This is a genomic window from Massilia sp. DD77, assembly GCF_036961685.1.
In the GTDB taxonomy this organism is placed as follows: domain Bacteria; phylum Pseudomonadota; class Gammaproteobacteria; order Burkholderiales; family Burkholderiaceae_D; genus Telluria.
This window is the reverse complement of record NZ_JBAMDH010000029.1, coordinates 49,982-72,561: the sequence shown is the minus strand read 5'-3', so window position 1 is coordinate 72,561 and position 22,580 is coordinate 49,982. Positions and strand designations below refer to the sequence as shown.

Genomic DNA, 22,580 nt, shown 5'->3' with positions numbered 1-22,580 from the left:
GTCAAGATTGTTGTAGCGCGACGGGATCGTCGGCCAGCTGGCGCGAAGAGCGCACCAGCGCCGCCACGTCCAGGATCAGGGCGACGCCGCCGTCGCCCATGATGGTGGCGCCCGAGATGCCGGCCACCTTGCGGTAATTCGCTTCCAGGTTCTTCACCACCACCTGCTGCTGGCCCACCAGCTCGTCCACGAACAGGGCCGCCTTGCGCCCTTCGGTCTCGAGGATCACCACGATGCCTTCGCAGGGATCGGTGATGCGCGGGGTGATGCCGAACATCTGGTGCAGCGGGATCAGGGGCAGGTATTCGCCGCGCACTTTCAGCACGCGCCCGCGGCCCGCGATGTCCTTCACGTCGGCGGGCTCCGGCTGGAGCGACTCGACCACGAAGGACAGCGGCAGGATGTAGATCTCTTCGCCGCAGCTGATCGACATGCCGTCCAGGATCGCCAGGGTCAGCGGCAGCGAGATCGAGATGGTGGTGCCGAAGCCGCGCGCAGAGCGGATGTCGACGCTGCCGCCCATGGCGGTGATGTTACGCTTGACCACGTCCATGCCGACGCCGCGGCCCGAGACGTCGGTCACCTGCTCGGCGGTCGAGAAGCCCGGCGCGAAGATCAGCTGCCACACGTCGGCATCGCTCATGTTGTCGGACACGGCCAGGCCGTTCTGGGCGGCCTTGGCCAGGATGCGCTCGCGGTTCAAGCCGCCGCCGTCGTCGGCCACTTCGATCACGATGTTGCCGCCCTGGTGGCCGGCCGACAGGAACAAGCGCCCCGCTTCCGACTTGCCGCTGGCGACACGGGCGGCCGGCATCTCGATGCCGTGGTCGATCGAGTTGCGCACCAGGTGGGTCAGCGGGTCGACGATGCGTTCGATCAGGCCCTTGTCCAGTTCGGTCGCGGCGCCGTGGGTGATGAAGTCGACCTTCTTGCCGAGCTTGCTGGCCAGGTCGCGCACCATGCGCGGGAAGCGCGAGAACACGAAGTCCATCGGCATCATGCGGATCGACATCACGGCTTCCTGCAGCTCGCGCGTGTTGCGGCCCAGCTGGCTGATGGAACTGAGCAGGCGCTCATTGGACATCGGGTCGAGGTTGCTGCTGCGCTGCTCCAGCATCGCATTGGTGATCACCAGTTCGCCGATCAGGTTGATCAGCTGGTCGACCTTCTCGACCGACACGCGGATCGAGGAGGATTCGGCCTGCGGATCCTTCTTGGCCGCGGCTTTCTTCTCGGCCGCCAGCTCGGACAGCTCGATCGGATCGGGGCGCTGGACGGCCACGGCAACCGGCGCTTCGGCGACGATGCCGGCCGCGGCGCGGATCTGCTCGATCGGCTGGAAGAAGCCGTAGCCGCGCTCGTCGTCCGACAGCGCGTCCTCTTCCTGCTTTGGGGCCTCGTCGTCGAAGTCGAAGAAACCGTAGCCCTGGTCGTCCTCGATGCGCTTGCGCTCGGCGGCCTCGATGGCGCGCTGCTCCGGGGTCAATGCGGGCGCCTCGAAGATCTTGAGGTCGTCCGGGTTGAGCACGAAGGAGCAGATCGCGATGATGTCCTCGAGGCTCTCGTGGGTGGTGATGATGAGGGCGCTGCGCCCGCCGTCGAGCGGCGCCACCTTGACCCGGCCCATCAGGCCGAGTTCGTCCACCAGTGCGTTGATGTCGCGCTGCGCGACGTCCGGCATCTCGATCTTGTAGCGGTGCGCGCCTTCGGCCGGCTGCTGGGTCTTGCTTTCAGCGGTCAGGAAGGACGGCGCCACCACCGGCGCCTGCGGCACCAGGCCCTCGGCCAGGTCGTGCAGCACCATGCGCACGTTGGCCACCGCTTCCTGGTCCACGGCGGCGCCGTGGCGGTGGCCGTCGAGCAGCATCTTGAGGCTGTCCTTGGCGGCCAGGAAGGCGTCCACGTGGTTCGAGGTCAGGGCCATCTCGCCCTTGCGGATACGGTCGAGCAGCGACTCCAGCACATGGGTCACTTCGCTCATGTCGGTCAGGCCGAACGTCGACGCGCCGCCCTTGACCGAGTGGGCCGTGCGGAAGATCGCGTTCAGGTCTTCGGCGTCGGGCGCAGCGACATCGACGCCCAGCAGCAGCCGCTCCATTTCGGCGAGCAGTTCCTCTGCTTCGTCGAAAAAGACCTGGTAAAACTGGCTGATGTCGATGCTCATGTTTCAGTCCGGACAGTTAAGCGATGCGCTTGCGCGCATCAGCCGATCACTTTCTTGACGACCTCGATCAGGCGCTGCGGATCGAAGGGCTTGACCAGCCAGCCGTTGGCGCCGGCGGCGCGGCCCTTGGCCTTCATCTCGTCGGACGATTCGGTGGTCAGCATCAGGATCGGGGTCTTGGCGTAGGCCGGCAGGGTGCGCAGGGTCTTGATCAGCGCCAGGCCGTCCATGCGCGGCATGTTCTGGTCGGTCAGGACCAGGTCCACGGCCTGCTGCTTCGCCTTGTCGAGGCCATCCTGGCCGTCGACGGCTTCCACCACGTTGTAGCCAGCCGCCTTCAGGCTGAAGGCCACCATCTGGCGCAGCGAACTGGAATCGTCGACCGCGAGAATCGTTTTTGCCATGTTTTGCTCCTGCTGTTTTATATCCGGCTTGTACCGGTAAATGTTGGTGTGATGAACTCTGTAAAACGCCGCGCTCAGAACAGCTCGATGTCGCCGCTTTCAAGGTGCCGCTGCTCGACCGACTTGCGCAGCACGCTGCGCAGCTCGAGCGACTGGATCGCCAGCGCCATGCTGACCTTGCCCAGCCGCTCCACGATCTCGTCGCTGTCCGTTTCCGGCGCGATATCGGCCCCGTGCTCGCTGAGCGTGCCGAGGAAGTCGCGCAGGCCGGCCACGCGCTTGAGCGTGCGTTCGATCAATTGGCTCGTCATGTCCTGGAACTGCATGCTCGTAATCGCCGAGTTCACATGCTGGCCGATCTCGCCCGACATCGCGGACAGCTTTTCGCTGTCCTCCGGGGTCGGGGTACCGCCCGCCAGCAGGCGGTCGATCGTTGCCTGGCGCGAACCGACGGCGGAGTGAATCGCCATGAAGCTGCCAGTCAATTTGTCGATGGCTTCCTCGAGCAGCAATTCGGTCTGCAGCAGGTCGGTCTCGACCTCGTTCAGGTGCCGGCGGCCGTGCACGGACACGCCCGACAGCAGGCGCTTCACATGTGATCCAAGTATCTTTTTTCTTGTCATTCTAGTCCTCCAGTCCTGGCCGGGCTACTTTTGCACCGCGCCGGCAGTCGCCATCGCCGCGGTCTGGGTGTCCTGGGCCGGCACCTCGAGGGTGGCGGCGTCGCGCATCACGGCTTCCTCGGTGCGCTTGTTCATCACGATGATGCTGATACGGCGGTTGACCGGGTTGAACGGGTCCTTGCGGTCGAGGTGGGCGGCCGAAGCCAGGCCCACCACGCGCAACACCTTGTCCTCGCCCAGGCCGCCCAGCACCATCTCGCGGCGCGAGGCGTTGGCGCGGTCCGCCGACAGCTCCCAGTTGCTGTAGCCGGCCTCGCTGTAATACGGGGTCGAGTCGGTATGGCCCGACAGGCCGACCTTGTTCGGCACCTCGTTGAGCACCATGCCGATCACGTGCAGGATCTCGCGGGTGTAGGGCTGCAGTTCGGCCTTGGCCAGCGCGAACATCGGGCGGTTCTTCTCGTCCACGATCTGGATGCGCAGGCCTTCGCTGGTAATGTCGAGCAGCAACTGGTTCTTGTACTTCTTGAGCAGCGGATTGACTTCGATGATCGACTCGATCTTGGCCTTCAGCGACTCCAGGCGCATGGCTTCCTGGCGCTCGATCGCGGCCTTGGCCGCCTGCAGGTCGTAGGTCTTCGAGGTCGGGTCGATGTCGCCCTTCTTGACCTGGCCGGCGCGCCGGGTCAGGTCGGTGCCGCCGCCCTTGATCACGGACGACGAATCGCCCGAGCCCGAGCCGCCCTGCATCGCCACCTTGAGCGGATTCTGGAAGAACTCCGAAATGCCTTCCAGGTCGCCCTTCGAGGTGGAGCCGAGCAGCCACATGAGCAGAAAGAAGGCCATCATCGCGGTCACGAAGTCGGCATACGCGATCTTCCACGCACCGCCGTGGTGGCCGCCAGCCACCTTCTTGATGCGCTTGACCACGATGGGGCGCATGCCGTCGTCAGCCATGCGCACCTCCCGCGTTCAGGTTGTGGAATGCAAAGGACATCGCGCGCTTACTTCTTCTTCTTGATGTGCTCTTCGAGCTCGGCGAAGCTCGGGCGCTCGGTCGAGTACAGCACCTTGCGGCCGAATTCGACGGCCAGGGCCGGGGCATAGCCGTTCAGGCTGGCCAGCAGGGTCACCTTCACGCACTGGAACATCTTGGTCGATTCTTCCAGCTTCTGTTCGAGCACGCTGGCCAGCGGACCGACGAAACCGTAGGCCAGCAGGATGCCGAGGAAGGTGCCGACCAGCGCTTTTGCGATCAGGATGCCCAGCTCGGCCGGCGGGATGCCCACCGATTCCATGGTGTGGACCACGCCCATCACCGCGGCCACGATGCCGAATGCCGGCAGGCCGTCGCCCAGCTTGGCGATGCAATGCGCGGGGATGGCGCCTTCGTGGTGGTGGGTCTCGATCTCGTTGTCCATCAGGTTTTCGATCTGGAAGGCATCCATGTTGCCCGACACCATGAGACGCAGGTAGTCGGTCATGAATTCCACGATGTGATGGTCGGCCAGCACCATCGGGTATTTCGAAAACAGGGGCGAGGCTTCAGGCTGCTCGATGTCGCCTTCGATCGACATCAGGCCTTCCTTGCGGACCTTGGACAGCACGTCGAACTGGAGCGCCATCAGCTCCATGTACATGTCCTTCGTGTAGTGGGAACCCTTGAAGATGGTCGGGAAGGCCTTCATCGTGGCCTTGATCGACTTCGCGTTATTGCCGACGAAGAAGGCGCCAACGGCCGCGCCGCCGATCATCAATAGCTCGATGGGCTGGAACAGGGTCGCCAGGTGACCGCCCGCCATGGCGAAACCGCCGAACACCGAAACGCAGACGACGATGTAACCGATAATGACTAACAAGGGAAATCCACTCCGAAAATGCCGAAATAACCACGTCGGCAGGCTAAAAACAGTGATTTTGGAAAATATTTACCTAGGGAACTACAATAGCTTGAGAATGGCCCATGGGCAAGTAAAACAGCCCCTTTTCCCTGCGGTGTGTCGCCTAAAAGTCCCATCGGTAAAGCTTCGGTCCCTCTCTGTACGGAACGACAACAGCGCTCGGCGGACGCGCCGCGATGACGAATTCGTAACTGAAAAGTACAGAACCGGGCCGCATCTCGCGCACCGCCTTTTCCCATAGGGCCGGCATGGCGGCCGGCGACAGGTAGGCGAACACCGCGTCGTAGGCGCCGAAATCGAGTTTTTCATAATCTCCGCGCAGGAAGCGCGCCCGGCTGCGCAGCATGCCGGCGCGCAGGGCGCTGGCCAGCCAGGGCAAGGGCGCCAGCTCGATGCCCTCGATGCGCGATTCGGGACGGCGGCGCTGCAGGTCCAGTACCAGGCCACCCAGGCCGCTGCCGATATCGATCACCCTCAGCGCCCTGCCCTGCGGCAGCGCGCCCGCCACCGCATCCCAGACCTTGCGCCCGGACGGGTAGTAAGGGACCTGGGTGCGGTAGGTCGACCAGTACAGCAAGAGCAGGAACAGGAAGACGGCCAGGAAGGCCACGGGCGGAATGTCCAGCCGGGCGGCGCCGAACAGCGCGGGCGGAAAGGCGAACTGGATCGCGCGCCACCAGCTGGCCAGGCCGCGCCACCAGCTCAGGGCGGCGGCGAACAGGCCCTGTGCCAGTGCGGCGTGGAGGTAGCCGGGATGCCAGCCGGCGCGGGCCAGCAGGTAGACCGCGGCCAGGGTCAGCGGGAAGGCGGCGACCTGGAGCAGGAGGGCCTGGACGGCGGGGGTGCGGAAAAACCGGGTCACGCGGCGTGTCCGGTCGGGTTGGCGGCTACGCCGCCGAAGTGTTCAGGCGTCGCCAGTCGACCGCATACAGTAGAGGGAAGCACATTTGGAGAAGACGGCACGGCGCGGCAAGTCCAGCGATGGTTGAACGCGTCGGCGGCAAAGCCGCCAACCCTAGGGCAGAGCGAGCGGATCAGACCTGCTGCGAATTCGCGGCATCCTTCGCCTTGCGCGTCTTGCCCGCCCGCGAAGGCATATGGCACAGGCCGCACTGGTAATCCGCATTCAAGTCGAGGGAATTGACGATGAACTTGCCCTTGCATTTACTGCAAGGCACGAGCACCAGCATGCCGCTCTGGAAGAAACGCACCAGGGTCCAGGCGCGGGTCAGCGACAGCAGCGGCTCTTCGCCCGGGTCGGGCGGCATTTGTTCGAGGTAGAGCTTGTAGGCCTTCATCACCGCCTGGATGCCGGTAGCGCCGGCATGTTCGACCAGGAAGTTGTGGATATTGATGAAGAGCGAGGAATGGATGTTCGGTTGCCAGGTCAGGAACCAGTCCGTCGAGAACGGCAGCATGCCCTTGGGTGGAGAGACACCCTTGAGTTCCTTGTACAGCTTGAGCAGGCGCTCGCGCGACAGCGAGACTTCGGTCTCGAGGAGCTGGAGCCGGGCGCCAAGGTTGATCAGCTCGATCGCCAGCTGGATTTCCTGCGCTTCCGTGACGACGCTTTTTTTGCTCATGACTGCTCCGGACCTGTTCAGACACGATCCCGGCGGGACCGTCAGGCGGATTATACGATCTCTTCGACCGGCTGGCCGGCCATCAGGATGGCGGCGTGCGACTGGGCCAGGCTGCGTTCCTTGGTGTGGCTGGTCAGCATGCCCAGGATGGCGCTGTCGTCGAAGCGGAAGCGGGCCAGCATCATGTTGCCGCCGGCGAGCTTCAGGATCTGGGCGTTGCTCATGCCTTCGATCAGGTCGGCGATATCGGTCGAGATACCGAGACGGAAGATGGCGGTGACCTTGTCGGCGCGGATCATCTGCTGGGCGAGCATCAGGTAGCTCAGGTTAGCATCACGAATTTCAGCCATCATGTCGTTCGCAGTCATTTTCTCTCTCCGTTTGTGTGTTGCCGATGAGATAGATTCTGACTGTGGGGCAACTTTTGCGGAATCGGAGAAACGCTGTATTTTTCGTCCGCGAACGACGGACATGACCCGTAGGAGTTTGTCTGACAAACCCTTCTGGATCACTCTGATTCCCCTATGAAGCGGGGGCTGGAGACGGTGCTGGAACACACCCTGAATTGTGAGTCGCGTCAGACTTGATCTGTCGCATCCCTGACACGTTATCGTCGGGGTTGAGGAGAACTTTAGGGGTTTTCGAAAATATTTTTCGTCCCTTTGTTGTCTTCCAAACAGTTATCGGCACCACTGGAGAGAACTTTAGGGGTGTGAAAATATTTTTTCGACCCATTCCTGCCTATCTGAGATCGTTATCGGACGGGTTGTGGGGAACTTTAGGGTTCGCCGCAAAATATTTTGAAATTTTTTCCAGGCCCGCGGATGTTGTCAAAAAGACAGCTGCCTTAGCGGCAAGCGCCGGAACTTGCTACACTGCGATGCTCGGTAATTACTTGAAGCCTCAACTTTCCACGAGGGCCCGCATGGAAGCTCCACAACTCTGGGATATCAGTCCGGTCATCGCGGCCGGCATCCCGGTCTGGCCCGGCGATACGCCGTTCGAGGCCGCCCCCACCTGGCAGATCGGTGACGGCTGCCCGGTCCACGTCAGCCGCATGACCATGACCACCCACCTGGGCGCGCACACCGACGCGCCTTCCCACTACGATCCGGCCGGCGCGACCATCGACCAGGTGGGCCTGGCGCCCTACCTCGGCCCTTGCCGCGTGATCCACTGCATCGGCGCGCGCGCCGTGGATGCGGCCGACCTGGCCGGAAAGCTGGACGATGTTCCGCCGCGCGTGCTGCTGCGTACCTACGCGAGCGCGCCGCAGACCGAATGGGATCCCGGCTTCGCCGCCATCACGCCTGCCGCGATCGCGCTGCTGGCCAGCCGCGGCGTGATCCTGGTCGGCACCGACGCCGCCTCGCTCGACCCCCAGGATTCCAAGACCCTCGACGCCCACCACGCGGTGCGCGCGAACCGCATGGCCATCCTCGAAGGCGTCGTGCTGGACGCGGTGCCCGAGGACGACTACGAACTGATCGCCCTGCCCCTGAAATTCGCCGGCATGGATGCCAGCCCGGTGCGCGCAGTCTTGCGCGCCCTGCCCCGTAAGGAAGCCGCATGACCGAACTCATATTGAACCGCGCCGCCTGCCTGGCGCGCGACGCCGCCGACCCGTTGGCGCCCCTGCGCGAGCGCTTCGACCTGCCTCAGGGCGTGATCTACCTGGACGGCAACTCGCTCGGCGCCCGCCCCAGGGCCGCCCTGGCGCGCGCCCAGCAGGTGGTGGCCCAGGAATGGGGCGTCGGCCTGATCAAGAGCTGGAACACGGCCGGCTGGTTCGACATGCCGAAACGCCTGGGCGACCGCCTGGCCCCGCTGATCGGCGCCCGCGCCGGCGAAGTGGCGGTCACCGACACCACCTCCCTGAACCTGTTCAAGGCCCTGGCGGCCGCCCTGCACCTGCAGGCCCAGGGTGAAACGCGTCAGCGCCGCACCATCGTCACCGAACGCAGCAACTTCCCGACCGATATCTACATGGCGGAAGGCCTGACCAAATGGCTGGAGCGCGGCTACCAGGTGCGCCTGGTCGATTCGGCCGACGAGATCCCGGCGGCGGTCGATGGCGACTGCGCGGTCCTGATGCTGACCCACGTCAACTACCGTACCGGCTACCAGCACGACATGGCGCAGCTCACCCGCCACGCCCACGCGCAAGGCGCCCTGGCGGTCTGGGACCTGGCCCATTCGGCCGGCGCGGTGCCGGTCGACCTGCACGCGGCGGAAGCCGACTTCGCGGTCGGCTGCACCTATAAATACCTGAACGGCGGCCCGGGCGCCCCGGCCTTCATCTGGGTGCCGCAGCGCCACCAGGCCGGATTCAAGCATCCGCTCTCGGGCTGGTGGGGCCACGCCCAGCCCTTCGCGATGGCGCCCGCCTTCGCCGCCTGCGACGGCATTGGCCGCGCCCTGTGCGGCACCCAGCCGGTGGTATCGCTGGCCCTGGTCGAATGCGGTCTCGAGATCTTCGAGGCGACCGGCATGGACGCCCTGCGCGCCAAGTCGCTGGCCCTGACCGATCTGTTCATCGAGCTGGTCGAAACCCGCTGCGCCGCCCATCCCCTGGCGCTGGTGACGCCGCGTGAGCATGCCCGGCGCGGCAGCCAGGTCAGCTTCACCCACCCGCACGGCTACGCGGTGATGGCGGCCCTGATCGCGCGCGGCGTGATCGGCGACTACCGCGAACCGCAGATCATGCGCTTCGGCTTCACGCCGCTGTACACCAGCTTCGCCGAGGTCTGGGATGCGGTGGAGATCCTCAAGGATATCCTGGACAACGAGGCCTACGACGTCGCGGCCGAGCGCAGCGCCGTTACCTGAGCGCGGCGCCGTCACCTGAAAAGAGACTTATGAACGACAAGACCAAGCAAGCGGGCGCCGAGTGGCACGGCGCCAAGATGGACTTCAAGGAGTCCATGAGCTACGGCGACTACCTGGGCCTGGGCCAGATCCTGACGGCCCAGCATCCGCTCTCGCCCAACCACAACGAGATGCTGTTCATCGTCCAGCACCAGACCAGCGAACTGTGGATCAAGCTGATGCTGCACGAACTGCACGCGGTGCGCCGCCATATCCGCGAAGACAACCTGCCGCCGGCCTTCAAGATGCTGGCGCGGGTGGCGCGCATCATGGACCAGCTGGTGCATGCCTGGGACGTGCTGGCCACCATGACCCCGCCCGAGTACACGGCGATCCGCCCCTACCTGGGCGCCTCCTCGGGCTTCCAGTCCTTCCAGTACAGGGAACTCGAGTTCATCCTGGGGAACAAGAACCGCAATCTGCTGGGGGTGCACGAGAAGATGCCGGAAGCCCACGACATCCTGGCGCGCGAGCTGAACGCGCCCTCGCTCTACGACGAGGCGGTGATGCTGCTGGCGCGCAGCGGCCTGAAGATCGACGCGGATCGCCTGGACGGCGACTGGACCGAGCCGACCCGCATGAACGACAGCGTCAAGGCGGCCTGGCTCGAGGTGTACCGCGACACCGAGCACCACTGGGCGCTGTACGAGCTGGCGGAAAAGCTGGTGGACATGGAAACCGCCTTCCGCTTCTGGCGCTTCCGCCACGTGAGCACGGTGGAGCGCATCATCGGCTTCAAGACCGGCACCGGCGGCACGGCCGGCGTCAGCTACCTGCGCAAGATGCTCGACGTGGTGCTGTTCCCGGAACTGTTCGCGCTGCGTACCGAACTGTAAGTACGTCGTTTTACAACGCCCGATTGCAACACACCGCGCCTCACCCATGAGTGCGGATTGCGCCGGGCGGCGGCTCCCTCTATGATGCGATTGTTGCTTTCAATCAAATCATCATGGGCGCCGCCCCGTCCCTCGACCGCTCCTTCTCGATCTATCTCGACCTCGTCCGCTTCCTGGCGGCGCTGGCGGTCGTCGCCATGCACTTTTCCCAGCTCGGCATCGTGCGGGGACCGTGGGCGGACCAGCTGCAGCTGCTGGGGCGCGAGGCGGTGGTCGCCTTCTTCGTGCTGTCGGGCTTCGTGATCGCCTACACCGCCGACCAGCGCCGCCCGAGCGCGCGCGACTATGCGGTCGCGCGCTGCGCGCGCCTGTACTCGGTCGCCGTGCCGGTGCTGCTGCTGGGCTTCGCGACCGCCACCGCGCTGTTCGGCGTCTCGGGGACCGGGCACACCACCGCCTACCAGCTGCTCAAGCCCTACCTCTACATTCCCTTCCACCTGCTGTTCATGGGCGAACTCTGGACCCTGTCCGAAGTACCGCCCCTGCTCAATCCCTGGTGGTCGCTCAACTACGAAGCCTGGTACTACCTCCTGTTCGGGGTGCTGTTCTACCTGCGCGGCGCGGCGCGCCTGGCCCTGGGCGCGCTGGTACTGGCCGTCATGGGGATCAAGCTGTGGCTGCTGCTGCCGGTGTGGCTGAGCGGCGTGCTGCTCTATCACTGGCAGGCGCGCCGCGCCATGCCGCGCAGGATCGCGCGCCTCGGCTGGGTCCTCAGCGTGGCGCTGCTGGCGGCCTACGAACTGGCCGGCGCCGAAGACCTGCTGCGCAACCTGGGCCGCGCCACCTGGCTGGGCCAGGCCGTCCCGCTGGCCAATGCGGACCGCTTCCTGGCCGACTACGCGGTCGGCCTGATCGTCTGCCTCAACTTCGCCTGTGCACGCCATGCCGGATTCGAGGTTATGATGAGAATGGCAAGGCCGATCCGCCGGCTGTCCTCGTACACGTTCACGCTCTACCTGTCGCATGCCCTGGTGCTCGCCGCCTGGCCCGCGCTCTACCCGCACGACGCCGGCAGCCTGGCCGACTGGATCGCGGCGGGGGCCGCGGTGACCCTGGCGACGATCGTGCTGGGCATGCTGACCGAACAGCGCAAGGACCGCTTCCGCGCGCCCTTCGAGCGCCTGTTCGGGGGCGCGGCGAAGGGGGCGTAGAGGGCGCAGCCCGGCGGCGGCCGACTCGATTGACTTCTGGTGGAGGCAAGATGAAGTGTGACGTCCTGATCGTGGCGGGCCTGTGGAATTCGGGTCCACGCCACTGGCAATCCCTGTGGCAGGAACGCTATCCGCAGTGGCTCCGCGCCCCGCACCGCGACTGGACCAGTCCCGAGCGCGACGAATGGGTGGCCGAACTCGACGCCGCGATCGCCGCCTGCAAGGGCGCGCCGATCCTGGTCGCCCACAGCCTGGGCTGCATCCTGGTGGCGCACTGGGCGCGTTGCGGCTCCCCGCTCAAGGTGGCCGGCGCCTTCCTGGTCGCCCCGAGCGACGTCGAGGCGCCCTCTTATCCGGCGCCCCTGAACGGCTTCGCACCGGTGCCGACGGAGCCGCTGCCCTTCCCCAGCATCGTGGTCGCCAGCAGCGACGATCCCTATGTGACGCCGGACCGCGTGCAGGGCTTCGCGGCGAGCTGGGGCAGCCGCTTCGTCGACATCGGCAAGGCCGGCCACGTCAACGCCGATTCCGGGCATGGCGACTGGCCGGAGGGCGAACGGCTGCTGGCCGGGTTCTGCGACGAGGTATCGGGGTAAGCCATGACGGTCCTGACCACCGACAGGCTGCGGCTCGAGCCCATGGACAGCGCACACTACGCGGGCTTGCGGGCACTGAACAGCGACCCCGTGGTGATGCGCTACATCACCGGCGCGGCCGAGACGCCGGACGAAACGCGCGCCGTGATCGAACGGGTGCAGGGTCGCTGGCGGACGGTCGGCTATTCGTGGTGGAGCTTCCTCGACCGCGAGACGGGCGAACTGGTGGGGGCCGGCTGCATCCAGCACCTGGGGCACGACCCGGCCAATCCGCACGAAATCGGCTGGCGCCTGTGGCCGGAACACTGGGGCAAGGGCTATGCCATCGAAGCGGCGCGGCGCATGGCGCGCTTCGCCTTCGAGGAGCTGGATGCGCCGCTGCTGTGCGCGATCTGCGACCCCGACAACGCCGCATCCGCGCGCGTGATGCACAAGCTGGGGATGCGCTACCAGGGCGAGGAGAGCTCGCATGGCTCGCCGGTCTCGGTCTACCGGGTCGAGCGCGCCGCCTGGCTGGCCGGCCAGGCCGCATGAAGACCTACCACGGCAGCTGCCACTGCGGCGCGGTCCGCTACGAGGCCGACATCGACCTCGCGCGCGGCACCATCAAGTGCAATTGCAGCATCTGCACCAAGATGCGCTTCTGGGCTGTCCAGCTGCCGCCCGCGTCCTTCCGCCTGCTGCAAGGGCGGGAAGCGCTGCGCGAGTACCGCTTCCACCTGCGCCGCGACGGCCACCACTTCTGCGGCGTCTGCGGCATCAACATCTTCACGACCGGGGAATCGGCTGCCGGGCCGTTTGTCGCGGTCACGGTCGGCAGCCTGGACGACATGCCGGTGGAGGCGCTGCTTGCGGCGCCGCTGCGGGTGTTCGATGGACGCAACGATAATTGGGTGACGCCGCCGGAAGAGACGCGGCATTTGTGAACGCAACTGAACTTGGGGGGAACAATGTGTTCCCGCCTTCGCGGAAACGACGTGCAAGAGACGCAGCCCGTAAACCTGTCCGTGGATTGTTATCCTAAAAACCGTCATACGCGCCACTGGCGCGTATGACTTTCCGCGAAGGCGGGAACCCAAGTTCGTTGCAGGTTGTTAACGTTTGTTGTAGCTACTCACGCAAACTTGGGTCCCCGCCTTCGCGGGGATGACGATTTTCAGCTAGGTGAAATTATCCCGGACAGCAGTGCGCGAAGGCGGGAACCCAAGTTTGCTAGCACACCAATAAAGAAAAGCCGGAGCACACTGCCCCGGCTTCATCCAGCGCCGACGCGAATTACTTGGTCGTCGCCAGCAGCATCTCATTCAAGCGCTTCACGAACGTCGCCGGATCGCCCAGGCTGCCGCCCTCGGCCAGCACGGCCTGGTCGAACAGGATGTGCGACCAGTCGCCGAAGCGCTGGCCAGCCGCGTCCTCGTACTTCAGGCGCATCACCAGCGGGTGGTTCGGGTTGATCTCGAGGATGGGCTTGGACTCCGGCGCATCCTGGCCGGCGGCCTTCAGCATGCGCAGCAGGTTGCCGGACAATTCGTTTTCGTCGGCCACCAGGCAGGCCGGCGAGTCGGTCAGGCGGAAGGTCACGCGCACGTCCTTGGCCTTGTCGCCCAGGGCGCCCTTCATCTTCTCGACCAGGTCCTTGTACTGGGTCTCGGTCTCGGCGTGTTCCTTCTTCTCGGCCTCGTCTTCCAGCGCGCCCAGGTCCAGGCCGCCCTTGGCCACCGACACCAGTTCCTTGCCCTCGAATTCGCTCAGGAAGGACAGCATCCACTCGTCGACGCGGTCGGTCATGAGCAGCACTTCGACGCCCTTCTTGCGGAAGATCTCCAGGTGCGGGCTGTTCTTGGCGGCGGTGTAGTTGTCGGCGGTGACGTAATAGATCTTGTCCTGGCCCTCCTTCATGCGGCCCAGGTAGTCGGCGAAGGACACGCTCTGCTCGTCCGACTCGTTCGCGGTCGAGGCGAAGCGCAGCAGCTTGGCGATGCGGTCCTTGTTGGTCGCGTCCTCGCCGATGCCCTCTTTCAGCACCTGGCCGAATTCCTTCCAGAAGGTGACGTACTTCTGCTTGGTTTCCTGCTCCTCGGCGTTCGCCAGTTCTTCCAGCATGCCCAGCACGCGCTTGGTCGAGCCTTCGCGGATCACGCGCACGTCGCGCGACTCCTGCAGGATCTCGCGCGAGACGTTCAGCGGCAGGTCGCTCGAGTCGATCACGCCCTTGATGAAGCGCAGGTAGGTCGGCATCAGCTGCTCGGCGTCGTCCATGATGAAGACGCGCTTGACGTAGAGCTTGATGCCGCCGCGCTTGTTGCGGTCCCACAGGTCGAACGGGGCGTGGCCCGGCACGTACAGCAGCTGAGTGTATTCGCTGCGGCCTTCGACCCGGTTATGGGTGTAGGTCAGCGGTTCCTGGAAGTCGTGCGAGATGTGCTTGTAGAACTCGTTGTACTGTTCCGGGCTGATGTCCGACTTGCTGCGCGCCCACAGCGCGCTGGCCTGGTTGACGGTCTCGAACTCGTCCTTCAGGACGGTCTGCTTCTTCTCCTCGTCCCACTCTTCCTTCTGCATCACGATCGGCAGCGAGATGTGGTCCGAGTACTTGCGGATGATGGACTTCAGCTTCCAGGCCGAGAGCAGTTCTTCCTCGCCGGCGCGCAGGTGCAGAATGATGTCGGTGCCGCGGCTGGTCTTCTCGATCGGCTCGACGCTGTAGTCGCCCTCGCCGGTCGATTCCCAGCGCACGCCCTCGGACGCGAAGGCGCCGGCGCGGCGGGTGTGCACGATCACCTTGTCGGCCACGATGAAGGCCGAGTAGAAGCCCACGCCGAACTGGCCGATCAGGGCGGCGTCCGCCTGCTGGTCGCCCGACAGCTTGCTGAAGAATTCCTTGGTGCCCGACTTGGCAATGGTGCCCAGGTGCGAGATCACCTCTTCCCGGCTCATGCCGATGCCGTTGTCCGAAATGGTGAGGGTCTTCGCATCCTTGTCGAACGAGACCTTGATCTTCAGTTCATGGTCGTTGCCGTACAGGGCGTCGTTGTTGATCGCCTCGAAGCGCAGCTTGTCGGCCGCGTCGGACGCGTTCGAAATGAGTTCGCGCAGGAAGATCTCCTTGTTCGAATACAAGGAGTGAATCATCAGTTGCAGCAGCTGTTTGACTTCAGCTTGAAAGCCAAGGGTTTCTTTTTCGGCGACAGCCATCTTGTTCCTCGTGGTGGTCAGGGTTGATACAGACCGCCCGCAGATTGGGAGGGCGGCAAGATTTTCAAGGGTGGCGTGCGAAAAATTGCCAAGAGGCCAACAAAATTTGCACAAATCCGCCCTGAGGCAATGAAAATGTGCTTTTTTGATGCAAAAAGGCAAATTTTCGATGCATCAGCGTCCAATCGCCTCGTCGAAGAAGCGCCACACGCCCTCGTCCTGCAGCGCGGCCACATTCAAGCGCATGTGGCTGGACGGCAGCTGGTTCGGCGAGAACAGGCTGCCGGGCGCCAGCAGGATGTCCTGCCGCACCGCCTGCGCGGCCAGCACATTGGTGTCGCGGCCGGCGTCGACCCACACGAACATGCCGCTGGTAGGGGCCGGGTCGAGCCGCATGCCGAGCTGCTCGAGCCGGCGCAGCGCCCGCGGGCGCACCGCGTCGAGGCGGGTGCGGATGCGGTCCAGGTGCTTGCGGTAGTGGCCCTCGGACAGGATCTTGTAGACGACCCGTTCGCCGATGTCGCTGGTAGTGAGCGTGGCCAGCATCTTGCGGTCGGCCAGGCGCTGGGCGCGTTCGCTGGAAGTGGCGATGAAGCCGACGCGCAGGTTGGCCGCCATCGATTTCGAGAAGCCGCCCAGGTAGATCACGCGCTCGAGCTGGTCGAGCGCGGCCAGGCGGGTGGCCCCGCCCGGGTGCAGGTCGCTGTAGATATCGTCCTCGACCACGGTAAAGCCATGCTGCTCGGCCAGGCGCAGCACCTGGAAAGCCTTGGCCGCAGACAGCGAGGTCGAACTCGGGTTGTGCAGCACCGAATTCAGGACATACAGGCGCGGCTGGTGCAGCGCCGCCAGCTGGGCCAGCTGGGCGACGTCCGGCCCATCGGCCAGGCGCCGCACGCCGACCACCTTCAGGCCCATGGCCGCGAAGGAGCCGAACATCAGGAACCAGGCCGGATCGTCGACCAGGACGGTGTCGCCCGGCCGGCAGAACTCGCGCGCCACCAGGTCCAGGGCCTGGGTCACCCCCAGGGTCGTCACCAGCTGCTCGGGCGCGGCGTCGATCTCGTTCTCGGCCAGCTTGAGCTGGAGCTGCTGGCGCAAGGGCAGGAAACCCTGGGGCGTGCCGTAGTTCATCAGGATGCTGCTGTTCTGGCGGCTGAGCGCGCGCAGCGCATTGGCCACCGCCGGCCCGTCCAGCCAGTCGGCGGGCAGGACGCCGGTGCCGGGCGACAAGTTCACGGGCGACTGGCGGAACATGCTGCGCACCAGCCACGCCACGTCGAGCGTCGCGGGCGGCGCCTCGCGCGCCGGCAAGGCCGGGCGCTCCTCCGGCAGCGCGCGCTCGCGCACGAAGAAGCCGGCCCCGCGGCGCGATTCCAGGTGACCCTGGGCCACCAGCCGGTCGTAGCCGGCCACCACCGTGAAGGCAGAGACCCCGTGGGTCGCGGCGAACTGGCGGATCGAGGGCATGCGCGCGCCGGGACGCAGCAGGCGCTCCTCGATGCGCGCCGCCACCGAGCGCACGATCTGGTCGGCCAGGGCTTCGCCCGATTCGCGGCTCAGCAGCAAGGGCAGGTGCGTATTGGTCATTTCACCATCACAGTCGAAGGATTATGTGCGCAAGTGTACTGGGACTGTACTGGTGCGCCGGGATAGCATAGACCTTCCGATGCCAACGCCGCAACAAGATTCTGAAGGATGCCCATGAGCGCCACCGCCAGCTGTCCAGCTCCGTCCCTGCCCCTCGACGACAACCGCGGCATGCTGCTCGGCCTCGCGGGCGTGGCCATCTTCAGCCTGACCATTCCCTTCACCCGCATGGCGGTGGCCGAGCTCGATCCGCTGTTCGTGGCGCTCGGGCGGGCGCTGGGCGCGGCCGTGCTGGCGGCCGGCTGGCTGGCCTGGAAGCGGGTGCCGCGTCCCTCGCGGGCCGCCTTGTGGCAGCTGGCGCTCGTCATCATCGGCTGCATCGTCGGCTTTCCGCTCCTGACTTCGCTGGCCCTGCGCACCCTGCCCGCCTCGCACGGCGCGCTGCTGGTGGGCGTGCTGCCGCTCGCCACCGCCCTCTACGCCGCCCTGCGCGGCTACGAGCGGCCCTCGCGGGGTTTCTGGGTACTTGCCCTGTTCGGCGCCGGCCTGGTGATCGCCTTCGCCCTGGCCCAGGGCGGCGGATCCCTGCACCTGGCCGACCTGCTGGTCCTGGCCGCGGTGCCGATGGCGGCCATGGGCTATGCCGAGGGCGGCCGCCTGGCGCGCAGCATGGGCGGGCCGGAAGTGATCTGCTGGGCGCTGGTGCTGTCGGTGCCGGTGCTGCTGCCGCTGGTGCTCTGGCTGTGCGCCCCCCAGCTGGCCGGCCTGGGCGAGGTCGGGCCGCGCGCCTGGACCGCCTTCGCCTATGTGACCCTGGGCTCGACCTTCACCGGTTTCTTCTTCTGGTACCGCGGCCTGGCGCTGGGTGGCGTGGCGCGCGTGGGCCAGGTGCAGCTGCTGCAGCCCTTCCTCAGCCTGGTCGGCGCCGCCGTGCTGCTGGGCGAGGCCCTGACCTTCACCAACTGCCTGTTCGCGCTGGCGGTCGTCGCCACCGTGTTCGCCGCGCGCCGCATGCAGGTCCGCCGCTAACCTCTCTATATTTATAAGGAACTCATGATGCTGCCCGACCTGCTAGAGCTCGAGAACGCCGCCCGCATCGTCTACGGCGCCATGCCCGCCACGCCCCAGTACAACTGGCCCCTGCTCGACGCGGCGCTCGGCCTGGAAACCTGGGTCAAGCACGAGAACCACGGCCCGGCCGGCGCCTTCAAGCTGCGCGGCGGCGTGGTCTACATGGAGCGCCTGCTGCGGCGCGAGCCTGGCGTACGCGGGCTCGCGGCGGCCACGCGCGGCAACCATGGGCAGTCGATCGCCTTCGCGGCCCGCCGCCACGGCCTGGAAGCGACGATCGTCGTCCCGCACGGGAACAGCGCCGAGAAGAACGCGGCGATGCGCGCCCTGGGTGCGCGCCTGATCGAGCACGGCGGCGAATTCCAGGAAAGCCGCGAGCACGCCTGGGCGCTGGCCGACCACGAGCGCCTGCACATGGTGCCCTCCTATCACCCGGACCTGGTGGCCGGCGTGGCCAGCTACTGGCTGGAGCTGCTGCGCGCCCAGCCCGGGCTCGACCTGGTGCTGGTCCCGATCGGCCAGGGCTCGGGCTTCGCGGCGGCGGTGGCGGCGCGCGAGGCGCTGGGCCTGACAACCCGGATCGTGGGCGTGGTCTCCAGCCACGCGCCGGCCTACCGGCTGTCCTTCCAGGCCGGGCGCGCCGTGGAAGCGCCGGTGAGCACGGTGCTGGCCGACGGCATGGCCTGCCGGGCGCCGGATGCCGCTTCGCTGGAGGTGGTGCTGCGCCATGCGGACGACGTGATCGCGGTGAGCGACGCGGCGGTGGCGGAGGCGATGCGATTGATGTATGCGTGCACGCACAATGTGGCGGAAGGGGCCGGGGCGGCGGCGCTGGCGGGGGCCTTGCAAATGAAGCGGGAGGGCAAGCTGGGTGGCGTTGCGCGGATTGGTTTGCCTTTGACGGGCGGGAATGTCGACGCGCCGGTGTTCTCTGAGGTACTCGCCGCCCCTCCCCGTCACTCCCGCGAAGGCGGGGGCCCACGTTTGGGTGAGTGGCCTGCGCGCTAACTTGGGTCCCCGCCTTCGCGGGGAAGACGTTGGTTAGGGTGGGTGGCAAACAAGCGCCGCGATTTCGTTAAACGTTTGATAACGCTAGCAACATACCCATCACCCGTGTCACGACGTACAATATCGCCTTCACCCACCGCAACCTGGAAATAGCATGTCCGTCTACGACAAACTCAAGGAACTGAACATCACCCTGCAGGCCCCGGCGACCCCGGCCGCCGCCTACGTCATGTACGTGCAGACCGGTAACCTGGTATTCATTTCGGGCCACATCGCCAAGAACGCCGACGGCAGCCCGAATGCCGGCATCCTGGGCAAGGACAAGACCACCGCGGACGGCCAGGCCGCCGCGCGTTCGGTCGCGATCGACCTGATCGGCACCCTGCAGGAAGCGGTGGGCGGCGACCTGGCCCGCGTGAAGCGCATCGTCAAGGTCATGAGTCTGGTGGCCTCGACCCCGGAATACAACGAGCAGCACCTGGTCACCAACGGCTGCTCCGAGCTGCTGGGCGAAGTGTTCGGCGACGCCGGCAAGCACGCGCGCTCGGCCTTCGGCGTGGCCTCGCTGCCGCGCGGCACCTGCGTCGAAATCGAGATGATCGTCGAAGTCGCCTGATCGACGCGAATGCAGTAACCCGATGCGGGCTGGGCCTACCCGGCCCGGCCTTGGCGAAGCCGCCTATCCGGCGTGCTTTATAATGGCCCGGCACCTCCCGCGGTCCCCTTCTGTGAGCATGTGAGACAGTAATGAAAATTGAAAATCCCAATCCCATCCAGTGGCAGTTCTCGGAACGCGCGCAACAGCTGCAAAGCTCGTTCATCCGCGAGATCCTGAAGATCACCCAGCGTCCGGAGATCATCTCCTTCGCCGGCGGCCTGCCTTCGCCAGCCACCTTCCCGGTCGAGGTCATGAAGACCGCCTACGACAAGGTGCTGACCCAGACCGGCAAGGTCGCGCTGCAGTACGGCCCGACCGACGGCTATGGCCCGCTGCGGGAATGGATTGCCGATTCGCTGTCGACGGAAGGTTCCAGGATCCTGCCTGAACAGATCCTCATGACCTCGGGCTCGCAGCAGGCGCTCGACCTGCTGGGCAAGGTCCTGATCGACGAAGGCAGCCGCGTGCTGGTCGAAACCCCGAGCTACCTGGGCGCGCTGCAGGCCTTCTCGGTCTACCGTCCCGAATTCAAATCGGTCGACACCGACGAACACGGCCTGGTGCCGTCCTCGATCGACGCCGTCGCCAAGGGCGCACGCCTGCTGTACTCGCTGCCCAACTTCCAGAACCCGACCGGCCGCAGCCTGTCGGTCGAACGCCGCCAGGAGCTGGTGGAAACCTGCGCCCGCCTGGGCCTGCCGCTGATCGAGGACGATCCCTACGGCGCCCTGAGCTACAAGGGTGCGCCGATGCCGAAGATGGTGGCGATGAACCCGGACGGCGTGATCTACATGGGCTCCTTCTCCAAGGTGCTGACCCCGGGCATCCGCCTCGGCTACGTGTGCGCCCCGCTGCCGCTGGTGCGCCGCCTGGAGCTGGCCAAGCAGGCCGCCGACCTCCACACCGCCCAGCTGACCCAGATGGTCGTGCACGAAGTGGTCAAGGACGGCTTCCTGGACCAGCACATCCCGACCATCCGCAAGCTGTACGGCGACCAGTGCCAGGTGATGCTGGACGCGATGGCCGAGCACTTCCCGGCCGGCGTCAGCTGGACCAAGCCGGAAGGCGGCATGTTCATCTGGGTGACCCTGCCGAAGCACATCGACGCCATGAAGCTGCTCGACCAGTCGCTGGCCGCACGCGTGGCCTTCGTGCCGGGCGCGCCCTTCTACGCCAACGAGCCGGAAACCAACACCCTGCGCCTGTCCTTCGTGACCGTGCCGCCGGAACGCATCCGTGAAGGCATCGCCATCCTCGGCAAACTGATCACCGATCTGATGTAATTCCTCCCGGCCGTGGCGGTGCGCTCTCGCTGCGCCGCCACGGCCGCGGTCTCCCGCCGCAACATTGGCAGATCAGCCAACTAAAGTGGCAGTCTCGCAACACACTCAGCCATAACTAACCATTAGATATAAATAACCGGCAAGAAAAGTTGCCGAACGGATTCATTTTGGGAGTATGATTCTCAGGTCGCCATGCCGTTTTGACCAGCACTCCATGATCCCCCCTGCCCTCGCGTTCTCCGCGCCCGCGCGCCAGTCCGCGATCCTTATCGTTGACGATGCCCCTGACAGCCTCGGGCTGCTGCAGGAGATCATGCGCCAGCAGGGTTACCAGACTTTCATCGCCACCACCGGCAAGCGCGCACTGGACATCGCCGCGCGCGTCCAGCCCGACCTGATCCTGCTCGACGTGCTGCTGCCCGACCTCGACGGCCTCGAGATCTGCCGCCGCCTCAAGCGCCAGCCCGACACCGCCCATATTCCCGTGATCTTCGTCAGCGCCTGCGGCGAGACCGAGGATATCGTGGCCGGCTTCGACACCGGCGCGGTCGACTATATTTCCAAGCCGGTGCGCATGGCCGAGGTCTGCGCCCGGGTCGGCGCCCACCTGCGCTTCCGCCGCCATAGCGTCAACCAGAAGGAGCAGACCGACCGCCTGCAAATGATCCTGGACGGCATGGACGAAGGCTTGGTGCTGGTCGACGGCGACGGCCGCATCGTCTACGCCAACCCGGCCAGCGAACGCTTCGTTGCGCACAGCATGCGCGAACTGATCGGCCTGCCGCTGGCGGGGCTGCTGGCCGAGCCCGCGGACGACGACTACGCGGCCTACTTCGCCGACCGCGACGATCCCGGGCGCGCCGCCCAGTGCCGCGGCACGCGCGAAGTGCTGGTGCGCCAGCACGACGGCTCGCTGCGCGCCATGGACCTGAGCCTGACCCCGATGGCGGGCAGCGAACCGCTGTTCGTCGCCCTGCTGCACGACATCACCCACCACAAGCAGTCCGAGACGGCGCTGCAGCGCGCGGCGCTGGTCGATCCGCTGACCCGCATCGCCAACCGCCGCCACTTCGACAGCGCCCTGGAAAAGGAATGGCAGCGCGCGATCCGCAGCGGCCAGCCCTTGTCGCTGCTCGTGCTCGACGTCGACCACTTCAAGGGCTACAACGACAGCCTGGGCCACGCCGAGGGCGACCGGTGCCTGCAGATGGTGGCCGAAGTACTGCAGGAGCACGCGGTGCGCCCGGCCGACCTGGCGGCGCGCTATGGCGGCGAGGAATTCGTGGTGCTGCTGGGCGAAACCGCCGCCGAAGGCGCAGCCGGCCTGGCCGAGGCGATCCGCGCCCACGTCGAGCGCCTGGCGATGCCGAACCCGCGCTCGACGACCTCCGAGATGGTCACCGTCAGCATCGGCGTGGCGACCATCGTCCCGACCCTGTTCGACGAGCTGCGTTCCTTCTTCATCGCCGCCGACCGCGCCATGTACGAAGCCAAGTCGGCCGGCCGCAACCGGGTGGTGACGGTGTGCGCCGGCGCGGCCTGGAACACGGTGCGCGAGACGGTCGCGCACTGAGCGCCTGCCGGCGCCT

Annotated in this window: 22 protein-coding genes; 12 read left to right on the top strand and 10 right to left on the bottom strand. The window is 66.0% G+C overall.

All coding sequences use genetic code 11. The features are described 5' to 3' along the window. Window position 1: 1 nt before the first annotated feature. The 8 genes from cheA to flhD form a co-directional block, all read right to left on the bottom strand. Window positions 2-2,164 (bottom strand): chemotaxis protein CheA, encoded by a 2,163-nt coding sequence (gene cheA, locus V7778_RS17925; protein WP_335557730.1) that lies wholly within the window; start codon window positions 2,162-2,164, stop codon window positions 2-4. A gap of 38 nt (window positions 2,165-2,202) precedes the next feature. After that, window positions 2,203-2,568: a response regulator gene (locus tag V7778_RS17920; protein WP_078030901.1), complete on the bottom strand. Its 366-nt coding sequence runs from the start codon at window positions 2,566-2,568 to the stop codon at window positions 2,203-2,205. A gap of 74 nt (window positions 2,569-2,642) precedes the next feature. After that, a complete protein-coding gene (locus V7778_RS17915) occupies window positions 2,643-3,191 on the bottom strand; it encodes a chemotaxis protein (protein ID WP_335557725.1) in 549 nt (182 codons plus the stop codon). A gap of 24 nt (window positions 3,192-3,215) precedes the next feature. After that, window positions 3,216-4,148 (bottom strand): flagellar motor protein MotB, encoded by a 933-nt coding sequence (gene motB / locus V7778_RS17910; protein ID WP_335557723.1) that lies wholly within the window; start codon window positions 4,146-4,148, stop codon window positions 3,216-3,218. A gap of 47 nt (window positions 4,149-4,195) precedes the next feature. Continuing rightward, on the bottom strand, window positions 4,196-5,050 hold the full coding sequence (gene motA / locus V7778_RS17905; RefSeq protein ID WP_335557722.1) for a flagellar motor stator protein MotA: 855 nt from the start codon (window positions 5,048-5,050) through the stop codon (window positions 4,196-4,198). A gap of 145 nt (window positions 5,051-5,195) precedes the next feature. Then, the gene (locus tag V7778_RS17900; protein WP_335557719.1) at window positions 5,196-5,954 is read right to left on the bottom strand and encodes a class I SAM-dependent methyltransferase; all 759 of its coding nucleotides are present in this window, start codon (window positions 5,952-5,954) and stop codon (window positions 5,196-5,198) included. A gap of 172 nt (window positions 5,955-6,126) precedes the next feature. Further along, window positions 6,127-6,675, bottom strand: a complete 549-nt coding sequence (gene flhC, locus V7778_RS17895) for a flagellar transcriptional regulator FlhC (protein ID WP_335557718.1) — start codon at window positions 6,673-6,675, stop codon at window positions 6,127-6,129. A gap of 50 nt (window positions 6,676-6,725) precedes the next feature. After that, a complete protein-coding gene (gene flhD / locus V7778_RS17890; protein ID WP_335557716.1) occupies window positions 6,726-7,043 on the bottom strand; it encodes a flagellar transcriptional regulator FlhD in 318 nt (105 codons plus the stop codon). A 557-nt stretch (window positions 7,044-7,600) separates the two neighbouring features. On the opposite strand from flhD, the gene kynB reads away from it, so the two are divergent. The 7 genes from kynB to V7778_RS17855 all read left to right on the top strand — a co-directional run bounded on the left by kynB (window position 7,601) and on the right by V7778_RS17855 (window position 13,112). Beyond that, window positions 7,601-8,248 (top strand): arylformamidase, encoded by a 648-nt coding sequence (gene kynB, locus V7778_RS17885; RefSeq protein ID WP_335557714.1) that lies wholly within the window; start codon window positions 7,601-7,603, stop codon window positions 8,246-8,248. Further along, window positions 8,245-9,504: a kynureninase gene (kynU, locus tag V7778_RS17880; protein ID WP_335557712.1), complete on the top strand. Its 1,260-nt coding sequence runs from the start codon at window positions 8,245-8,247 to the stop codon at window positions 9,502-9,504. Before kynB ends, kynU begins: the two co-directional genes overlap by 4 nt. Before the next feature lie 29 nt (window positions 9,505-9,533). Next, window positions 9,534-10,379, top strand: a complete 846-nt coding sequence (gene kynA / locus V7778_RS17875) for a tryptophan 2,3-dioxygenase (RefSeq protein ID WP_335557710.1) — start codon at window positions 9,534-9,536, stop codon at window positions 10,377-10,379. Window positions 10,380-10,492: 113 nt separating this feature from the next. Beyond that, the gene (locus V7778_RS17870) at window positions 10,493-11,590 is read left to right on the top strand and encodes an acyltransferase family protein (protein WP_335557708.1); all 1,098 of its coding nucleotides are present in this window, start codon (window positions 10,493-10,495) and stop codon (window positions 11,588-11,590) included. A gap of 50 nt (window positions 11,591-11,640) precedes the next feature. Then, the gene (locus V7778_RS17865) at window positions 11,641-12,186 is read left to right on the top strand and encodes an RBBP9/YdeN family alpha/beta hydrolase (RefSeq protein WP_335557707.1); all 546 of its coding nucleotides are present in this window, start codon (window positions 11,641-11,643) and stop codon (window positions 12,184-12,186) included. 3 nt (window positions 12,187-12,189) lie between these two features. Continuing rightward, window positions 12,190-12,720 (top strand): GNAT family N-acetyltransferase, encoded by a 531-nt coding sequence (locus V7778_RS17860; protein WP_335557704.1) that lies wholly within the window; start codon window positions 12,190-12,192, stop codon window positions 12,718-12,720. Continuing rightward, window positions 12,717-13,112, top strand: coding sequence for a GFA family protein (locus V7778_RS17855; protein WP_335557702.1), 396 nt, complete (start codon window positions 12,717-12,719; stop codon window positions 13,110-13,112). The genes V7778_RS17860 and V7778_RS17855 overlap by 4 nt, the downstream gene beginning before the upstream one ends. 349 nt (window positions 13,113-13,461) lie before the next feature. Here V7778_RS17855 and htpG read toward each other — a convergent pair whose 3' ends face one another. Then, complete coding sequence (gene htpG / locus V7778_RS17850; protein ID WP_335557700.1) at window positions 13,462-15,381, bottom strand: molecular chaperone HtpG; 1,920 nt, start codon at window positions 15,379-15,381, stop codon at window positions 13,462-13,464. A gap of 174 nt (window positions 15,382-15,555) precedes the next feature. Further along, window positions 15,556-16,971, bottom strand: coding sequence for an aminotransferase-like domain-containing protein (locus V7778_RS17845; RefSeq protein ID WP_335557699.1), 1,416 nt, complete (start codon window positions 16,969-16,971; stop codon window positions 15,556-15,558). A gap of 108 nt (window positions 16,972-17,079) precedes the next feature. On the opposite strand from V7778_RS17845, the gene V7778_RS17840 reads away from it, so the two are divergent. From V7778_RS17840 to V7778_RS17820, 5 genes are all read left to right on the top strand, one after another. Beyond that, window positions 17,080-18,000 carry a DMT family transporter gene (locus V7778_RS17840; protein ID WP_335557697.1) on the top strand — a complete coding sequence of 307 codons (921 nt, stop codon included), beginning with the start codon at window positions 17,080-17,082 and terminating at the stop codon, window positions 17,998-18,000. A 24-nt stretch (window positions 18,001-18,024) separates the two neighbouring features. Then, window positions 18,025-19,050, top strand: a complete 1,026-nt coding sequence (locus tag V7778_RS17835; protein ID WP_335557695.1) for a threonine dehydratase — start codon at window positions 18,025-18,027, stop codon at window positions 19,048-19,050. Between the two features lie 154 nt (window positions 19,051-19,204). Continuing rightward, the gene (locus V7778_RS17830) at window positions 19,205-19,666 is read left to right on the top strand and encodes a RidA family protein (protein ID WP_335557693.1); all 462 of its coding nucleotides are present in this window, start codon (window positions 19,205-19,207) and stop codon (window positions 19,664-19,666) included. A 131-nt stretch (window positions 19,667-19,797) separates the two neighbouring features. Further along, a complete protein-coding gene (locus V7778_RS17825; RefSeq protein WP_335557692.1) occupies window positions 19,798-20,991 on the top strand; it encodes an aminotransferase-like domain-containing protein in 1,194 nt (397 codons plus the stop codon). Window positions 20,992-21,205: 214 nt separating this feature from the next. Beyond that, window positions 21,206-22,564: a GGDEF domain-containing response regulator gene (locus V7778_RS17820; RefSeq protein WP_335557690.1), complete on the top strand. Its 1,359-nt coding sequence runs from the start codon at window positions 21,206-21,208 to the stop codon at window positions 22,562-22,564. Window positions 22,565-22,580: the final 16 nt, after the last annotated feature.

What these genes read in the sequence shown, in the direction of transcription:
- kynB (WP_335557714.1), top strand. Translation starts at nt 7,601, where the DNA reads ATGGAAGCTCCACAACTCTGGGATATCAGTCCGGTCATCGCGGCCGGC.
- flhC (WP_335557718.1), bottom strand. Translation starts at nt 6,675, where the DNA reads ATGAGCAAAAAAAGCGTCGTCACGGAAGCGCAGGAAATCCAGCTGGCG.
- V7778_RS17865 (WP_335557707.1), top strand. Translation starts at nt 11,641, where the DNA reads ATGAAGTGTGACGTCCTGATCGTGGCGGGCCTGTGGAATTCGGGTCCA.
- V7778_RS17860 (WP_335557704.1), top strand. Translation starts at nt 12,190, where the DNA reads ATGACGGTCCTGACCACCGACAGGCTGCGGCTCGAGCCCATGGACAGC.
- flhD (WP_335557716.1), bottom strand. Translation starts at nt 7,043, where the DNA reads ATGACTGCGAACGACATGATGGCTGAAATTCGTGATGCTAACCTGAGC.
- V7778_RS17820 (WP_335557690.1), top strand. Translation starts at nt 21,206, where the DNA reads ATGATCCCCCCTGCCCTCGCGTTCTCCGCGCCCGCGCGCCAGTCCGCG.
- kynA (WP_335557710.1), top strand. Translation starts at nt 9,534, where the DNA reads ATGAACGACAAGACCAAGCAAGCGGGCGCCGAGTGGCACGGCGCCAAG.
- V7778_RS17825 (WP_335557692.1), top strand. Translation starts at nt 19,798, where the DNA reads ATGAAAATTGAAAATCCCAATCCCATCCAGTGGCAGTTCTCGGAACGC.
- V7778_RS17835 (WP_335557695.1), top strand. Translation starts at nt 18,025, where the DNA reads ATGATGCTGCCCGACCTGCTAGAGCTCGAGAACGCCGCCCGCATCGTC.
- V7778_RS17920 (WP_078030901.1), bottom strand. Translation starts at nt 2,568, where the DNA reads ATGGCAAAAACGATTCTCGCGGTCGACGATTCCAGTTCGCTGCGCCAG.
- V7778_RS17855 (WP_335557702.1), top strand. Translation starts at nt 12,717, where the DNA reads ATGAAGACCTACCACGGCAGCTGCCACTGCGGCGCGGTCCGCTACGAG.
- V7778_RS17870 (WP_335557708.1), top strand. Translation starts at nt 10,493, where the DNA reads ATGGGCGCCGCCCCGTCCCTCGACCGCTCCTTCTCGATCTATCTCGAC.
- V7778_RS17845 (WP_335557699.1), bottom strand. Translation starts at nt 16,971, where the DNA reads ATGACCAATACGCACCTGCCCTTGCTGCTGAGCCGCGAATCGGGCGAA.
- cheA (WP_335557730.1), bottom strand. Translation starts at nt 2,164, where the DNA reads ATGAGCATCGACATCAGCCAGTTTTACCAGGTCTTTTTCGACGAAGCA.
- htpG (WP_335557700.1), bottom strand. Translation starts at nt 15,381, where the DNA reads ATGGCTGTCGCCGAAAAAGAAACCCTTGGCTTTCAAGCTGAAGTCAAA.
- kynU (WP_335557712.1), top strand. Translation starts at nt 8,245, where the DNA reads ATGACCGAACTCATATTGAACCGCGCCGCCTGCCTGGCGCGCGACGCC.
- V7778_RS17840 (WP_335557697.1), top strand. Translation starts at nt 17,080, where the DNA reads ATGCCCATGAGCGCCACCGCCAGCTGTCCAGCTCCGTCCCTGCCCCTC.
- V7778_RS17915 (WP_335557725.1), bottom strand. Translation starts at nt 3,191, where the DNA reads ATGACAAGAAAAAAGATACTTGGATCACATGTGAAGCGCCTGCTGTCG.
- motB (WP_335557723.1), bottom strand. Translation starts at nt 4,148, where the DNA reads ATGGCTGACGACGGCATGCGCCCCATCGTGGTCAAGCGCATCAAGAAG.
- V7778_RS17830 (WP_335557693.1), top strand. Translation starts at nt 19,205, where the DNA reads ATGTCCGTCTACGACAAACTCAAGGAACTGAACATCACCCTGCAGGCC.